Source organism: Acinetobacter sp. ACIN00229 (assembly GCF_016106645.1).
GTDB classification, from domain to species: domain Bacteria; phylum Pseudomonadota; class Gammaproteobacteria; order Pseudomonadales; family Moraxellaceae; genus Acinetobacter; species Acinetobacter oleivorans.
This window is the reverse complement of sequence record NZ_JADWOM010000014.1, coordinates 1-14,270: the sequence shown is the minus strand read 5'-3', so window position 1 is coordinate 14,270 and position 14,270 is coordinate 1. Positions and strand designations below refer to the sequence as shown.

19 protein-coding genes and 2 pseudogenes are annotated in these 14,270 nt (G+C 39.0%); 6 read left to right on the top strand and 15 right to left on the bottom strand.

All coding sequences use genetic code 11. The annotated features are described in order from the left end of the window. The first annotated feature begins 129 nt into the window (after positions 1–129). Together I7H67_RS19780 and I7H67_RS13570 are read left to right on the top strand one after the other, a co-directional pair. Positions 130–255: a KGW motif small protein gene (locus I7H67_RS19780; protein ID WP_016137349.1), complete on the top strand. Its 126-nt coding sequence runs from the start codon at positions 130–132 to the stop codon at positions 253–255. 68 nt (positions 256–323) lie between these two features. Beyond that, positions 324–644, top strand: coding sequence for a hypothetical protein (locus I7H67_RS13570; protein WP_004790680.1), 321 nt, complete (start codon positions 324–326; stop codon positions 642–644). On the opposite strand, the gene I7H67_RS13565 is transcribed toward I7H67_RS13570, so the two are convergent. Further along, complete coding sequence (locus I7H67_RS13565; RefSeq protein WP_198308091.1) at positions 637–1,437, bottom strand: enoyl-CoA hydratase-related protein; 801 nt, start codon at positions 1,435–1,437, stop codon at positions 637–639. The genes I7H67_RS13570 and I7H67_RS13565 overlap by 8 nt on opposite strands. Before the next feature lie 109 nt (positions 1,438–1,546). Here I7H67_RS13565 and I7H67_RS13560 point away from each other — a divergent pair, with 109 nt between their 5' ends. The 3 genes and pseudogenes from I7H67_RS13560 (at position 1,547) to I7H67_RS13550 (ending at position 2,632) form a co-directional block, all read left to right on the top strand. Beyond that, positions 1,547–2,113: a nicotinate-nicotinamide nucleotide adenylyltransferase gene (locus I7H67_RS13560; protein ID WP_111854610.1), complete on the top strand. Its 567-nt coding sequence runs from the start codon at positions 1,547–1,549 to the stop codon at positions 2,111–2,113. 5 nt (positions 2,114–2,118) lie between these two features. Then, positions 2,119–2,193, top strand: a pseudogene (locus tag I7H67_RS19850) (tautomerase family protein); the annotation flags it as partial. Positions 2,194–2,251: 58 nt separating this feature from the next. After that, on the top strand, positions 2,252–2,632 hold the full coding sequence (locus I7H67_RS13550; protein ID WP_198308090.1) for a nuclear transport factor 2 family protein: 381 nt from the start codon (positions 2,252–2,254) through the stop codon (positions 2,630–2,632). Between the two features lie 4 nt (positions 2,633–2,636). Here I7H67_RS13550 and I7H67_RS13545 read toward each other — a convergent pair whose 3' ends face one another. The 8 genes and pseudogenes from I7H67_RS13545 to dapD form a co-directional block, all read right to left on the bottom strand. Next, positions 2,637–2,999 (bottom strand): glyoxalase superfamily protein, encoded by a 363-nt coding sequence (locus I7H67_RS13545; RefSeq protein WP_004790695.1) that lies wholly within the window; start codon positions 2,997–2,999, stop codon positions 2,637–2,639. A gap of 11 nt (positions 3,000–3,010) precedes the next feature. Beyond that, complete coding sequence (locus I7H67_RS13540) at positions 3,011–3,580, bottom strand: CAP domain-containing protein (protein ID WP_198308089.1); 570 nt, start codon at positions 3,578–3,580, stop codon at positions 3,011–3,013. Between the two features lie 117 nt (positions 3,581–3,697). Next, on the bottom strand, positions 3,698–4,159 hold the full coding sequence (locus I7H67_RS13535; protein WP_004790699.1) for a peroxiredoxin: 462 nt from the start codon (positions 4,157–4,159) through the stop codon (positions 3,698–3,700). Positions 4,160–4,178: 19 nt separating this feature from the next. Further along, positions 4,179–4,784, bottom strand: a pseudogene (locus I7H67_RS13530) (diphthine--ammonia ligase); the annotation flags it as partial. Positions 4,785–4,876: 92 nt separating this feature from the next. Then, positions 4,877–5,293: a hypothetical protein gene (locus I7H67_RS13525; protein ID WP_017387866.1), complete on the bottom strand. Its 417-nt coding sequence runs from the start codon at positions 5,291–5,293 to the stop codon at positions 4,877–4,879. A 16-nt stretch (positions 5,294–5,309) separates the two neighbouring features. Beyond that, entirely contained in the window at positions 5,310–5,978 is a 669-nt protein-coding gene (queC, locus tag I7H67_RS13520) for a 7-cyano-7-deazaguanine synthase QueC (protein ID WP_004790702.1), read from the bottom strand. Positions 5,979–6,018: 40 nt separating this feature from the next. Next, a complete protein-coding gene (gene queE / locus I7H67_RS13515) occupies positions 6,019–6,729 on the bottom strand; it encodes a 7-carboxy-7-deazaguanine synthase QueE (RefSeq protein WP_005307514.1) in 711 nt (236 codons plus the stop codon). A 78-nt stretch (positions 6,730–6,807) separates the two neighbouring features. Then, a complete protein-coding gene (gene dapD, locus I7H67_RS13510; protein ID WP_005307511.1) occupies positions 6,808–7,629 on the bottom strand; it encodes a 2,3,4,5-tetrahydropyridine-2,6-dicarboxylate N-succinyltransferase in 822 nt (273 codons plus the stop codon). A gap of 295 nt (positions 7,630–7,924) precedes the next feature. Between dapD and carO the strand changes: the two genes are divergently transcribed. Further along, positions 7,925–8,665: an ornithine uptake porin CarO type 3 gene (gene carO, locus I7H67_RS13505; protein WP_013197089.1), complete on the top strand. Its 741-nt coding sequence runs from the start codon at positions 7,925–7,927 to the stop codon at positions 8,663–8,665. Positions 8,666–8,756: 91 nt separating this feature from the next. Here carO and I7H67_RS13500 read toward each other — a convergent pair whose 3' ends face one another. The 6 genes from I7H67_RS13500 to I7H67_RS13475 form a co-directional block, all read right to left on the bottom strand. Then, positions 8,757–9,680, bottom strand: coding sequence for a CysB family HTH-type transcriptional regulator (locus I7H67_RS13500; protein ID WP_004790709.1), 924 nt, complete (start codon positions 9,678–9,680; stop codon positions 8,757–8,759). Positions 9,681–9,751: 71 nt separating this feature from the next. Then, complete coding sequence (locus I7H67_RS13495; protein WP_198308088.1) at positions 9,752–10,813, bottom strand: sulfate/molybdate ABC transporter ATP-binding protein; 1,062 nt, start codon at positions 10,811–10,813, stop codon at positions 9,752–9,754. 11 nt (positions 10,814–10,824) lie between these two features. Beyond that, positions 10,825–11,709: a sulfate ABC transporter permease subunit CysW gene (gene cysW, locus I7H67_RS13490; RefSeq protein WP_005307502.1), complete on the bottom strand. Its 885-nt coding sequence runs from the start codon at positions 11,707–11,709 to the stop codon at positions 10,825–10,827. Continuing rightward, complete coding sequence (gene cysT / locus I7H67_RS13485; protein ID WP_005307499.1) at positions 11,706–12,539, bottom strand: sulfate ABC transporter permease subunit CysT; 834 nt, start codon at positions 12,537–12,539, stop codon at positions 11,706–11,708. The genes cysW and cysT overlap by 4 nt, the downstream gene beginning before the upstream one ends. Before the next feature lie 80 nt (positions 12,540–12,619). Beyond that, on the bottom strand, positions 12,620–13,228 hold the full coding sequence (locus tag I7H67_RS13480) for an RBBP9/YdeN family alpha/beta hydrolase (RefSeq protein WP_005307497.1): 609 nt from the start codon (positions 13,226–13,228) through the stop codon (positions 12,620–12,622). Between the two features lie 30 nt (positions 13,229–13,258). Continuing rightward, positions 13,259–14,266, bottom strand: coding sequence for a sulfate ABC transporter substrate-binding protein (locus I7H67_RS13475; protein WP_005307495.1), 1,008 nt, complete (start codon positions 14,264–14,266; stop codon positions 13,259–13,261). Positions 14,267–14,270: the final 4 nt, after the last annotated feature.

Sequence of the window (14,270 nt, the reverse complement as noted above, 5' to 3'; positions counted from 1 at the left end):
AAGCTCTTGAAGCATTTTAAAAAAACGTATAAAAGTATAGGTAGCTTACTATTTAACCACTTATGCTTTATTTGAGGTTGGTTCAATTTTTGCTTTCTCTGTAACAACGATAAAAAATCGGAGATCAAAATGATGAAAAATGAAAACCATATAAAAACGTTTTATAAAAAAGATAAGGGCTGGCAATTGTTTGGTTTAGCGCTTGCCATTCAAATCCTCTTTATTGGAGTAAATTATTTAGTAATGATGAGCTGACTTTGATTCTGAGGCTTTTTTAACGGTATGATTTAAAGCATGTTCACAAGTTTTGAGTCATTTTGCCCATGTTAAAGCTGATTTATTACGTACCTGAGTCACATCTTGAGTCGACTAAACAAGCCATTTTCTCTGCTGGTGCAGGTGGTATCGGTAATTATGAACACTGTGCATGGCAAGTGAAAGGAATAGGGCAGTTTAAGCCAGTTAAAGGAGCCGATCCTTATATCGGAGAGCTGGGTGAACTTGAACAAGTTGATGAGTGGCGTGTGGAAACTATTGTAATTGAAGAAAACGCTAAGACCGTAGCGAAAGCATTGAAGGCAAGCCATCCTTATGAAGAGCCTGCCTTTGAGTTTATTCAAATCATCGAAATTGATTTTAATTAAACTGAGAGAAATCTGGTTTACGTTTTTGCATAAATGCTTGTACTGCTTCTAGCATTTCAGGTGAGTGAACGCGTTGCATAAAGATTTCAGCTTCATGATCAATACATTCAATAATTTGCTCTAAATTATGCTTCATAAGCGCTTTTGTCTGCTTTAATGATGCAAGAGGCAAAGCTGCTAAATGCTGAGCTGTTGCCTGAGCAGATGTGTAAGAATCTTCAACTACTTCATTAACTAAGCCAGCTTGTACTGCGGTTTCAGCATTGAATTTTTTTGCAGTAAGTAGAAGCTCAGCTGCTTTGTGATAACCAGCTTGTTGAATGAGTAATTGACTTGCCCCACCTTCTGGAGAAAGGCCAAGACTTACAAATGGAATTTGGAATAAGGCAGTGTTGTCAGCAAAAACTAAATCTGCGTGTAATAAAATCGTAACGCCAATTCCAATTGCCACACCTTTTACTGCAATAAGAAGTGGTTTTGATAATTTGGCAGCCGCTTTAAGTAGAACAAATGGTGGAACTTCTCCAGCTGGCCCCATGTTTGGATTTTGTACAAAACCCATAAAATCTTTCATGTCATTGCCAGCGGTAAAATCTTGCTCGACACCACGTAGAATAACTACTCGAACATCTTTATTAAGATCGGCTTCATTCAGTGCTTTGGCAATCCATAGATAAAGTTCGCCATAGAGTGCATTTTTTGCATCTGGGCGATTTATGGCTAAGGTGAGTACGCCACCTTCTAAATTTGCGTTTAAATGTTGATGAGGTTGTTGAATACAGCTAAGTGTCATCGTACTATCCTTGCTTTAAACCACGTTGTTAATTTTTAGGTTCTCATTATGGCGCATATTTTTTGTAATGAGCGTTACTGATGAGTTCATAAAAAGTGAAAATCTAATTATGTATAAATTTGACTATCTCGTTTTTATAGGGCGTTTTCAACCATTTCATTTGGCTCATATGCAGACAATTGAAATTGCCTTACAACAAAGCCATTATGTGGTTTTGGCGCTAGGCTCTGCTCAAATGGAACGTAATATTAAAAATCCGTTCTTAGCAATAGAGCGTGAGCAAATGATCTTGTCAAATTTTTCTCTAGAAGAACAAAAACGCATCCGTTTTGTACATGTGGTAGATGTTTATAATGACGAAAAGTGGGTAAAACAAGTCAAATCTTTAGTGAATGGCGTAATTGAACCGAACTCAAAAGTTGGTCTAATTGGGCATTTTAAAGACGAGTCTTCCTATTATTTGAGACTGTTTCCAGAGTGGATCATGGTTGAGCTGGATAGCTTAAAAGACTCTATTTCAGCAACGCCAATGCGTGAAGCTTATTATCGTGGTGAAATCCAAACTGAATTCTTTCCTGTAGGAACGATTAAATTTTTAGATGAATTTAAAGAGACGGAAGTTTATGCTGAACTCCAGCGCAAATATCTTATAGATGATAAAACCAATCTAAATTAATTCAGCTTGTGGTTCGTGTGCTTGATAAAGATCCTGCAACTACATTTGTAGTCATTGATGAAGTTGAAACTGATAACTAGGGTGTTGCAGGTGAAAGTGTTTCTGCGATACGAAAAAGACAAAGTTTGAGTACTTAAAATGCAAAATAATCCGATTACTGAGATTCAAAAACAACTAGAGCAATATTTTGATGGTTTGTATTTTTGTGATGTGCAACTTCTAAATAATGTTTTTCATCCTGATGCTATATATATCAATGTAACCGAGCAACCTGTACTACGACTTAGCATGGCTGAATATTTTCCGATTGTTGCGAGCCGGATTTCTCCAGCTTCAATGCGACAAACACGACAGGATAAAATCAGTTCAATCAATTTGATTAATGAACGGTTGGCGCTAGTCCATGTTGAATGCGTTATCCACCCTAAATATTTTTATGATGCACTTACATTTGTGTTTGAAGATGATCAATGGAGAATTATATCGAAAGTATTCCATTATCAAATTTTAGCGGATTGAATGATTAAGCATCTGCCCAAAAGATAATTCGGTTGGAAAAAGGATCGGTGATGCTGAGTTCAAGTGTTTCCCAATCTGTTTTTTCAACCTGAGGTTTAGAAAATTTGTAATCTTTTTTGCTTAGTTCACTGTGCAGCTCATAAATATGTTCCCAATAAATACGGATTGCACTATGTGGACTTGCATCACCAAAATGCTCGGATAAATGAATAACGCAATCATCTTTGGAAATTTGTAAATATAACGGAAAGTTATCTTCAAATTGATGTTGCCAATCAAGCTGAAAACCTAAGAACTCAAGATAAAATGATTGAGCTAAATCAACATCAAAAATTCTTAAAATTGGAGTGATTGAACCAGATTGCATCATTTTTCCTTTTAGTGTGTACCAAATTGTTGAGTCCAATAACTCTTTTGCTTCACAGACTGATCAGAAGCACACGCGATTGCGTAAGTTGTGAATTTCGGATTCATTAGATTACTACAATGCAAGGGACTTGTTAGCCATTTAGACATAACTTGCCCTAAAGTTTTTTGGCCACTAGCGACATTTTCACCATTGGCTTTACCAAGGGTATTGTAAATTTTTAAACGTGATTTTAAGTCCAGACCCGTTGAGCCAACATGCCCGAGAAAGTTGTGTGCAGCCATATCTTCACTATGAGAAAGTGCGCCTTTATATAAATTATTACTCCAGCTTAAAGGTTTGGTTGCTGTGAAATACTGCTGACCACATTGACGTGATTGCTGTCGGATCTGATTAATTGTGTTCAGTACAGCTTGTTGGTAGGCTGGGTTTTGTAAATCTTGGCAGCTTATTTCATTGGAATTGTTTTGAATTTGAGCAATTGATGTGGTGCTATCAGTGGGTATTGCTAATGTATTTGCACTACATGCACCGATAAAAAGAGTAGTAGGCAGCAAAGAGTAGGTTTTGAGTAGACTCATATCATTGCCTTCAAATAATTATTCTAATATTTTTATGATACGCCAAAGTCAAAGTATTGGGTAATGCTTTGCAAACAAAAAGCGAGTGTGAAACTCGCTTTTTGTTTGTTAATTTTATTAAGCTGTTTGAAGGGCTTTTAAGTCTTCTAGAACTTGTTCTGCATGTCCAGCAGCTTTAACTTTACGGTAGCTTTTAACTAAAGTTTTGTTATGGAAAATGAAAGTAGAGCGTTCAATACCCATTACTTTTTTGCCATACATATTTTTTTCTTTAATCACATCGAAGTGCTTACACAGTACTTCTTCTTTATCACTAATCAGATCAATAGTCAGTGCCTGCTTTTCTGTAAAATTTTGGTGGGCTTTTACTGAGTCGCGCGAAACACCAAAAATACTGGCACCTAAAGCATCAAACTGATCTTTTAAACAAGAAAAACCAACAGCTTGTGTTGTACATCCTGGAGTTGAATCTTTAGGGTAGAAGTAAATGATTAACCATTCATTTTCGACCTCAGTCAAGTTCACTTCACCTTGTGTTGTTGGGAATACCTGATTTGGTAATTGGATATTGTCAGTCATTTCTCATCCTTCAAAAAAGCTAAATTTGATCTAATTCAAGTGGTAAAAAAGCATATTCCTCATGATAAACAATATCGAGCTTTCTTACAGGAATTGGTTTGTTAAAAATTGGGCCATCAATCACAGTCGTATGAAATTCACCACCTTCACCACATGGATCAATACCGCGGTTTTCAAGTTGTTTTATATATTCTAAGGTTAAAGTTTTTCCTAAATCTTCAATTGTCATTCCTAGTTTTAAGTTCACTGTTACAAGCACACTACGGAAACCAAGATTAATAAATTCTTCAACAACTTCACGATGTGGACGAAGCCAAAGAGGCATTCCTAATTTGAGTCCCACGTGTTGAGTTATTCGATCATGCCAACACCCATGTTCAGGCATATCCAGATCGCCTGTAACAAGTACCTCGGCACCTTGTTGTTTTGACTGAATGAGTAATTCAATAAATTTAGCTTCATAGTCATTCCAGCTTGATGAAGCCATAAATACGGGTAAGCCGATTGCTTTAGCTTGTGCTTGAATAATATCAAGTGGCATAGCATGTGAACGAGAGCGCTGACCTTGTTCTTCCAGCATGACAATGAGCCCACTCACCGTGCCAGTTTTCATTGCATGGTTTATTTCAGGTGAATTGTTCAAGTTGGATAAGTTTATTTTAACAGAGCTACAAAAAAGCCTGCATAAATGCAGGCTTAATTTGGAATAACAAAAGCTTATTTTTTAGGAGCTTGTTGTTGAGCAGCTTTCATTGCATCTTCAGTTAATTTTTCAAGTTTAGTTGTTAACTGAGGACCGAAACATGCTTTAAGATCACGGTTTTGTTGTTGTACAAATCCTAGAGAACTTGGGCTTTTCTTCGCATTGATTGCACTTTGGATTTCCCATTTTTGTGCTTCAGTCACTTTACCTTGTGCTTCAACTTGGCAGCTACAGAATTTGCTAACTTCAGATGAACTTAGTTTGCCGCCTTTAGCTGTTTGATCTTTACAAACGTTAACTAATGCACCTTTAACGTTAGTACTTTTATATGCTGCTTGAACTGGGTTTTCGGCAGCATGTGCTGTACCAGCCATAAGAGCAACTGTTGAAAACAAAGATGAAAGAATAAGATTTGATTTTAACAACTTCATAAATTTTACCTACTTATTACGGTATATAGCGTGTTGGGTCGGCAACACCGGCCTCGATAAAGCCTTCTTTACGCAAACGGCAACTGTCACATTTGCCACACGCACGTCCTTGAGCATCTGCTTGGTAGCAAGATACCGTTTGACTATAGTCTACGCCATGTTCAATCCCTAAACGTATAATATTCGCTTTGGATAAATGTAACAGTGGTGTTTCAAACTTAAGTGGTTTTCCTTCTACGCCAGCTTTAGTTGCTAAGCGTGCCATATTCGCAAAAGCATCAATAAATTCAGGACGACAATCAGGATATCCTGAATAATCAACAGCATTGATACCAATAACAATCGCTTCAGCATTAAATACTTCAGCTGCGGCTAGAGCATAAGAGAGGAAAATAGTGTTACGCGCTGGTACATAAGTTACAGGAATACCTTCTTGTAACTGTTCTGGTACGGCAATGTTGTGGTCTGTAAGTGCAGATCCACCTAAATTAGCCAAATCGATATTAATTACACGATGTTCAACGCCTGCACGTTGAGCTAATGCTTTTGCTGCATCTAGTTCAGTCGTTGAGCGTTGGCCATACATAAAACTAATAGCAATACATTCATAGCGTGCTTGTGCCCAAGCTAGGCAAGTGGTTGAGTCTAAGCCGCCTGAAAGCAAAACAATGGCACGAGGGCGCATATTTTTCTCCATATTCGGAATGATTTATTTTGTTGAGTAATTAACGGCCTGATTCATCGTTCCAAAGCAGTTTATGTAACTGAAGTTGGAAGCGAACGAGGAGTTTATCATCAAGTATCCACTGTGCCAGATCACGTGCTAGACGTGGCAGGCCAACAGCACCTTTTTCAACTGCAAAGGCAGGGGAGAACCAAACGGTACTGACTTTTTTATGCAGTTGATATTTTTCAACTTGCTGCTTTGACCATTCATAATCTTCGCGATTACAAATGACGAATTTAATTTGATCGTGCGCAGTCAAATGATCAAGATTGCTGATGAGATTACGATGTTCCTCACCAGAAGTTGGAGTTTTTAAATCAAGAACTTTAGAAACACGCGAATCTACTTTTGAGACATCGAGCGCGCCACTGGTTTCTAAAGAAACATCAAAGCCAGCTTCACATAGACGTTGTAATAAAATTAAACAGTTTGGCTGTGCAAGTGGTTCACCACCAGTTACACAAATATAAGGAGTTTGATATTGGGTAGCTGTTTCAATGATATGTTCAAGTGAAAAACGTTCACCGCCTTCAAAAGAATAAGTGGTATCACAATAACTACAACGTAATGGACAGCCCGTTAGACGGATAAATACAGTCGGTAGGCCAGAGGCGTTTGCTTCACCCTGCAACGAGTAAAAAATCTCGGTAATGCGTAAACCGGACGCAGGGTCTGAGACAGGAATTGCAGAGGAACGTAAGGAAGCCATTCTAGAAATACCACACTATATAAAAAATAAAATCTCTACGATCAGTTTTGACCGTAGAGATGTTTGATCAAACTGAAATTAGTCAGCGCGTAACAAATCGTTCAAACTTGTTTTTGCACGTGTTTGCGCATCAACTTTTTTCACAATAATTGCAGCATATAAGCTGTATTTACCATCAGCTGACGGCAGGCTACCTGCTACAACAACTGAACCTGCTGGAACACGACCATAATGGACTTCGCCAGTTGCACGATCATAAATTTTAGTTGATTGACCAATGAAAACGCCCATTGAAATAACTGAGCCTTCTTCAACGATAACGCCTTCAACGATTTCTGAACGCGCACCAATAAAGCAGTTGTCTTCAATAATGGTTGGGTTAGCTTGTAATGGTTCTAAAACACCACCGATACCTACACCACCAGACAAGTGAACATTTTTACCGATTTGAGCACATGAACCTACAGTTGCCCATGTATCAACCATTGTGCCTTCATCTACATAAGCACCAATGTTTACATAAGAAGGCATTAACACTACGTTTTTAGCTTGGAAGCTACCACGACGTGCTACAGCAGGAGGAACAACACGAACACCTGCTGCTTTAAATTGTTCTTCAGTCCAACCAGAGAATTTAGTTTCAACTTTGTCGTAGAAACGAAGATCACATGACTCGATTGGTTTATTGTCATTTAATTTAAATGATAATAAAACAGCTTTTTTTAACCATTGGTGAACAACCCATTCACCATTGATCTTTTCAGCAACTCGAAGTGTACCGTTATCTAAACCAGCAATTGCTTCTTCAACAGCTTGGCGGATTTCGCTTGAGCAATCTGCTGCAGTAAAGTTTGCGCGGTCTTCAAATGCTTGCTCAATGATCGTAGAAAGCTGAGACATGATCTTCCTTCCATAAAAAATTTTAAAGATTTTACACTAATTTGTGACAAGAATCTTTGAAAAAACGTGTTACGTTTAATCGAGGATATAAATGAGGTAAATGAAAATAGGCTTATTAGATAATCAAGTGTTTTTTACACAAAAATGATTTGAAAATAAAAATTTAACTCAATTTGTATCAAAAAATAACAGAAATCTACCACTTTTTGTATAAAAAAGACTCTAAGCTCTCTTTATTATGATTTCAGTCACAAGATGAATAAATTAAAAACAGAGCCTTTTTGAGGAGAAAACTATGAAAGCATTACGTGTTTTAGTAACAACAACAGCTTTATTCGCTGCTGGTGCTGTAATGGCAGATGAAGCAGTTGTTCATGACAGCTACGCATTTGACAAAAACCAATTAATTCCTGTGGGGGCGCGTGCTGAGGTAGGTACAACTGGTTACGGTGGTGCTTTATTGTGGCAAGCAAACCCATATGTAGGTTTAGCACTTGGTTATAACGGTGGTGACATTTCTTGGTCTGATGACGTAAAAGTTAATGGCTCAACCTATGACATCGATATGGATAACAACAATGTTTATTTAAATGCTGAAATTCGTCCATGGGGTGCAAGTACTAACCGTTGGGCTCAAGGCCTATATGTAGCGGCTGGTGCAGCATATCTTGATAATGACTATGATTTGACTCGTAACGTTGATGCGACCCGTTCATTCCGTGTCAATAACCAAGACTTTATTGCGGGTGCCGATGGTGTAAAAATTAACGGTCAAATGTCTTATAAAAATGATATCGCTCCATACCTAGGTTTTGGTTTTGCGCCTAAAATCAATAAAAACTGGGGTGTATTCGGTGAAGTAGGTGCTTATTACACTGGTAACCCAACAGTTAAACTTGTTTCAACAGGTTCAGCGGTTACAACTGGTGATCAATCACTTGAAGAAGCAGTAAATGCGGAAGCTCGTAAAATCGCGAATGATGATAAATACCAATGGTTACCAGTTGGTAAAGTTGGTGTGAACTTCTACTGGTAAGATCTAAAAGAAAAAAACGAGCTACGGCTCGTTTTTTTTGCGTCTCATAAAATAAAAGAGCTAAAAAGCTCTTTTATTTATTGTTGAATCTTTATTCATCTGGGTAAGCAATTTTCTTAAGGGCTTTGATATCGGCATCAGGTGAGCATAAAGAAATAAACTCGTAACCATAACCGCGTAGTAAATGGCCTTTACGAACTGCAATCCATGTTGTATTGACACCAAAAATATCAGTTTTAGTCTGTTTTAAACGATGATCACGTTCTGTGTCATAGGCCACGTCATTGACAATTCCGACTCCCATGCCCAATTCGACATAAGTCTTAATAACGTCTGCATCAAGAGCAGACATTACGATATCTGCATCAAGGTGAGCTTCTTCAAAAGCTTTGTCAATTTTAGAGCGACCTGTAAAACCACCATGATAAGTAATGAGTGGGTAGTCCGCTAAAAGTTCAAGCGTAATCTTGTCTGCCTTTACTAAAGGATGATTTTGCGGTGTGATAATGCTGTGTTGCCATTGATAGTAAGGAATACTAGCCAGATTTTCTTCAGTTGTTAAAGACTCTGTGGCAATTCCAATATCTGCTTCGCCTTGTAAGAGCATTTCTGAAATTTCAACAGGGCTGGCTTGTTGTAAAATCAAATGAACTTTAGGAAATAATTTTTTAAATTGGTTTACGATCGGAGGTAGCACATAACGTGCTTGAGTATGGGTTGTTGCGATCGTTAATGTGCCTTCATCAACTTTATTAAAGTCTTCTGCAAGGCGTTTAATATTTTCAGCATCAACCAACATGCGTTCAACGATGCCAAGAAGAGATTGTCCTGGTTCTGTTAAACCTAAAAGACGTTTACCTTTTCGTATAAAAAGCTGTACACCTAGCTCATCTTCTAGATCTTTAATATGTTTACTTACACCCGATTGAGACGTGTAGAGTGCAGCCGATGCTTCGGTTAAGTTAAAGTTTTGGCGTACAGTTTCTCGGATAATTCTTAATTGTTGAAAGTTCATTCACACTTTTCCTCAAAAGAGGTGAGGAATTGCTTTAGTTCCGCAAGATATTTCCTCACCAAATATATTTCTTAAGCAACTTGATCTGCAAATAAGTGCAATTGAGATGCACTCACCCAAACAGTTTGATTTGGTTTAAATGCATGTAATTTTGCAGCTTCACTGCTCAGAGCAATTTCAATTAAACGTCCATTACGGTCTTGTAATTCCGCCACAACTTTTCCGGCAATCCAGATTTCACGTACAAAAGTCGCTTCAATCGTATTCGCTTGCGGTTGCGAGTGAATATGTAACTCATCTGGACGGGCAAAAGCAATCACTTTTCCTTGAGGTGCCTCAACTGCCGTTGGTAATTCAATACGGTCATTGCCAATACGAATAATACCGCCGGTATGTTCACCTTCAAAACGATTTGCTTGACCCAAGAAATCAAATACAAATGGTGTTGCAGGTTTTTCATAAACTTCACGAGGTGAGCCGATCTGCTCGACATTCCCCTTATTCATTACAATAATTTGGTCTGCAACCTCAAGTGCTTCTTCCTGATCGTGGGTTACAAAGATTGACGTAATATGCAATTCATCATGCAAGTTGCGTAACCAGCGGCGTAACTCCTTACGGACTTTAGCATCTAGCGCACCAAATGGTTCATCAAGCAATAACACTCGTGGCTCTACTGCCAAAGCACGGGCTAAAGCAATACGCTGACGTTGTCCACCAGAAAGCTGAGCAGGGTAGCGGTCTGCTAAAAATCCAAGTTGAACTAGATCAAGTAAACGAGTAACACGTTTTTTAATTTCAGCTTCTGAAGGGCGTGTTGCACGAGGACGAACACGTAAACCAAATGCAATATTGTCAAATACTGTCATGTGACGGAATAAAGCATAGTGCTGAAATACAAAACCAACCTGACGCTCACGCACGTGTACATTGGTCGCATCTTCACCTTCAAGTAGCACTTGACCACCATCAGCTGATTCTAATCCTGCAATAATCCGAAGTAGGGTTGTTTTACCACAACCAGATGGGCCGAGTAGGGCAACCAGTTCACCTTCTGGAAAATCTAGAGAAATATTTTTAAGCGCATGGAATGCACCAAAGTGTTTTTCAATATTTTTAACTTGAATACTCATGATTTCATTCCTTACGAATCAGTTGAATGTGGTTCTGGTTTGTCTTGATGTAGTTCTAACCACGTTTTCAATACCAGCGTTAATAGGGCTAAAAAAGCAAGCAATGAGGACACGGCAAATGCTGCGCTAAAGGTGTACTCGTTATATAAAATTTCGACATGAAGTGGCAGGGTATTGGTTTCACCACGAATATGGCCAGAAACTACCGATACTGCACCAAACTCACCCATTGCACGGGCATTACACAGAATCACGCCGTAAATCAAACCCCATTTAATGTTAGGTAATGTCACTTTCCAAAAGGTTTGCCAGCCTGAAGCACCCAATACAATCGCTGCTTCTTCTTCCTCTGTTCCTTGAGCCTCCATGAGTGGAATTAACTCACGCGCTACAAAAGGGACTGTAATAAAGATGGTTGCTAAAACAATTCCAGGTACTGCATACAAGATCTTAATGTCATGGTCCATTAACCAGCCGCCAAACCAACCTTGAGCACCAAAAATAAGTACAATCATTAAACCTGCAATAACAGGTGAAACCGAAAAAGGCATATCAATGATGGTTGTTAAAACGGCCTTACCTCTAAATTGGAACTTAGAGACAGCCCATGCTGCGGCAACACCAAATATCACGTTAATCGGCACTGCAATTGCTGCGGTTAATAAAGTTAATTTCACTGCTGATAACGTATCTGGATCAATCAAAGCCTGAACATAGACTTCAAGTCCTTGTTTAAATGCTTCTACAAAAACTAGAATGAGTGGCAACATGAGGCAACTGAGGAAAAAAATCAGCGCAATTGTAATTAAGGTATAACGTACCCAAGTTGGTTCGCGTGTTGCATCTCGTGATTGCAATTTAAGCGCAAGTGCATTGCTGTCAGTATGTAGGTTCATGTGATATTTCTCCCTGTACGACGGTTTGCCCATGCTTGAAGTAAATTAATGGCAAATAAGATGATGAAAGAGAGAACTAACATGACCGCAGCAATTGTTGTTGCACCTGCATAATCATATTCTTCAAGGCGTGAAATGATCATGAGCGGAGCAATTTCTGTTTTAAACGGCTGGTTACCTGCAATAAAAATAACTGAACCATATTCACCGACACCGCGAGCAAATGCTAAAGCAAAGCCTGTGAATAGAGCTGGTAGTAATATCGGTAAAATAATCTTAGTAATTGTCTGCCAGCGATTTGCGCCGAGTGCTGAAGCCGCTTCTTCAAGTTCAGTTTCGATATCACTGAGTACAGGTTGAACTGTTCTTACAATGAATGGAATACCGATGAATATTAATGCCAACGTAATACCGATTGGCGTATATGCAACTTGAATACCGAGTGGTTCTAAATACTGACCGATCCAACCAGTGGGTGCATAGAGTGAGGTAAGCGCAATACCTGCAACTGCAGTTGGAAGAGCAAAAGGTAAATCGACTAATGCATCAACCAAGCGTTTCCCAGGAAAGTTATAACGTACAAGGCACCAAGCCAAAAGTAAGCCAAACACAACATTAATAAAGGCTGCGATTAAAGCTGAACTAAAGCTGAGCTGAAGCGATTTTAAAATACGCTCAGAGGTTAAAATTTCCCATAATCCGTCCCATCCAATTCCAAATGATTTGATAAAGACTGCGGCTAATGGAATAAGCACAATAAAAGAAACGTAGGCGAGGGTGAAGCCCAAAGATAGACCAAACCCAGGCAGCACTCGGGATCGCTGCGACATGATATTTCCTCAAAGAGAAAAGCCTGCTGAAACCAGTAAGCGAATAAATAAAGATAAACGGTGCGATATAAAGCTGGGTATTAAGCAAATTTCAAAGAGAAATGAGTTTTTACCGGGTCGATAGATGAGTGACTACACATCGAATCTTCTGGAATCAAATAATTCAGCAAATCTGGAAACGGGCCAAAACCTGAAGCAACATTAATATGGCCGACTTCACCAAGATTAACAGGGTTTAATTTCCATGATTTCGCAAGTTGTAATGCATCAAAAAAACCAAGCCATGGATCATTTTCACTAATGAGGAGCGTTGTAGGCACATCAATTTTTAATTGATGAAAATAATCTTTGTAGTCAGTCAAACTATGTCGAGCAAACCCTGCTTCCCCAAAGCGTGCTGGATTTGCCGGAGCGACTAAAATAAGTTTCTTAACTCGGTTTTTTAACTCTGGATGCTCAGCTAAAGCAGCGACACTTGTTAAGCAACCAAAGCTATGAGCAACAATTTGTACAGGAGCTGGTGCTGCTTGAACCGTTTTAACGAATTGCTCAACCCATTCACTTAGTACAGGTCTATCCCAGTTTTTTTGCTCAACACGAGAACTAGACACGAGTTTACGCTGCAACCAAGATTGCCAATGCTGATGTTCACTTCCACCTACACCTGGAACAATTACAGTATGAATCATGTCAGTTCTCCTTGTCTTTAGTACAAAGAATTACTTCTCTGTACTATTGATTTTCACGATTTGATCGAAGACACCACCATTGTCGAAGTGTTTCTTTTGTACCTTCGTCCAACCACCAAACTCTTTATCGATAGTTACAAGCTTCAATGGCTTAAATACGTTGCTGTATTTCTTAAGAACGGCTGCATTGCGTGGACGGTAGAAGTTGCGTGCTGCAATTTCTTGACCAGCTGGTGAATACAAGTAGTTGAGGTAACCCTTAGCAATCGTTAAGTTGCCTTTTTTCGCAGCATTTTTCTCAACAACAGCAACTGGAGGTTCAGCTAAAATCGAAAGAGACGGGGTAATAATTTCAAATTTGCCCGGCTGTTCACGAGTAGCTAAATATGCTTCGTTTTCCCAAGCCAGTAACACATCACCAATGCCACGTTCAGCAAAAGTTGTGGTTGCACCGCGCGCACCTGAATCTAGAACCTTAGTGTGTTTATAAATTTGGCGAACATACTCTTGTGCTTTAGCATCGTTACCACCTGGTTGATGTTTTGCCCAAGCCCAAGCTGCAAGATAATTCCAACGAGCACCACCTGAAGTTTTCGGGTTTGGTGTAATAATTTCTACACCTGGTTTGATTAAATCACCCCAGTCTTTAATTTGTTTTGGATTACCTTTACGCACTAAAAACACAATTGTTGAAGTGTATGGGGTAGAGTTCTGCGGTAACTTTTTCTGCCAGTCAGCTGGAAGTAATTTTGCTTTTTCCGCAATTTCATCGATATCCGCCGCAAGTGCTAATGTCACTACATCTGCATTTAAGCCATCAATCACTGCACGCGCCTGCTTACCAGAACCGCCGTGTGATTGTTTGAACTCAATATCTTGACCAGTACGTTGTTTCCAGTAAGTACCGAACTGTTTATTGAAATCTGTATATAACTCACGAGTAGGATCGTAAGAGACGTTTAAAAATTCTTGCGCTGCAAATGATGAAACAGACAGAAGTGCAGCGATAACCCCGACTTTTAATTGTGAAAAACGCATGAGA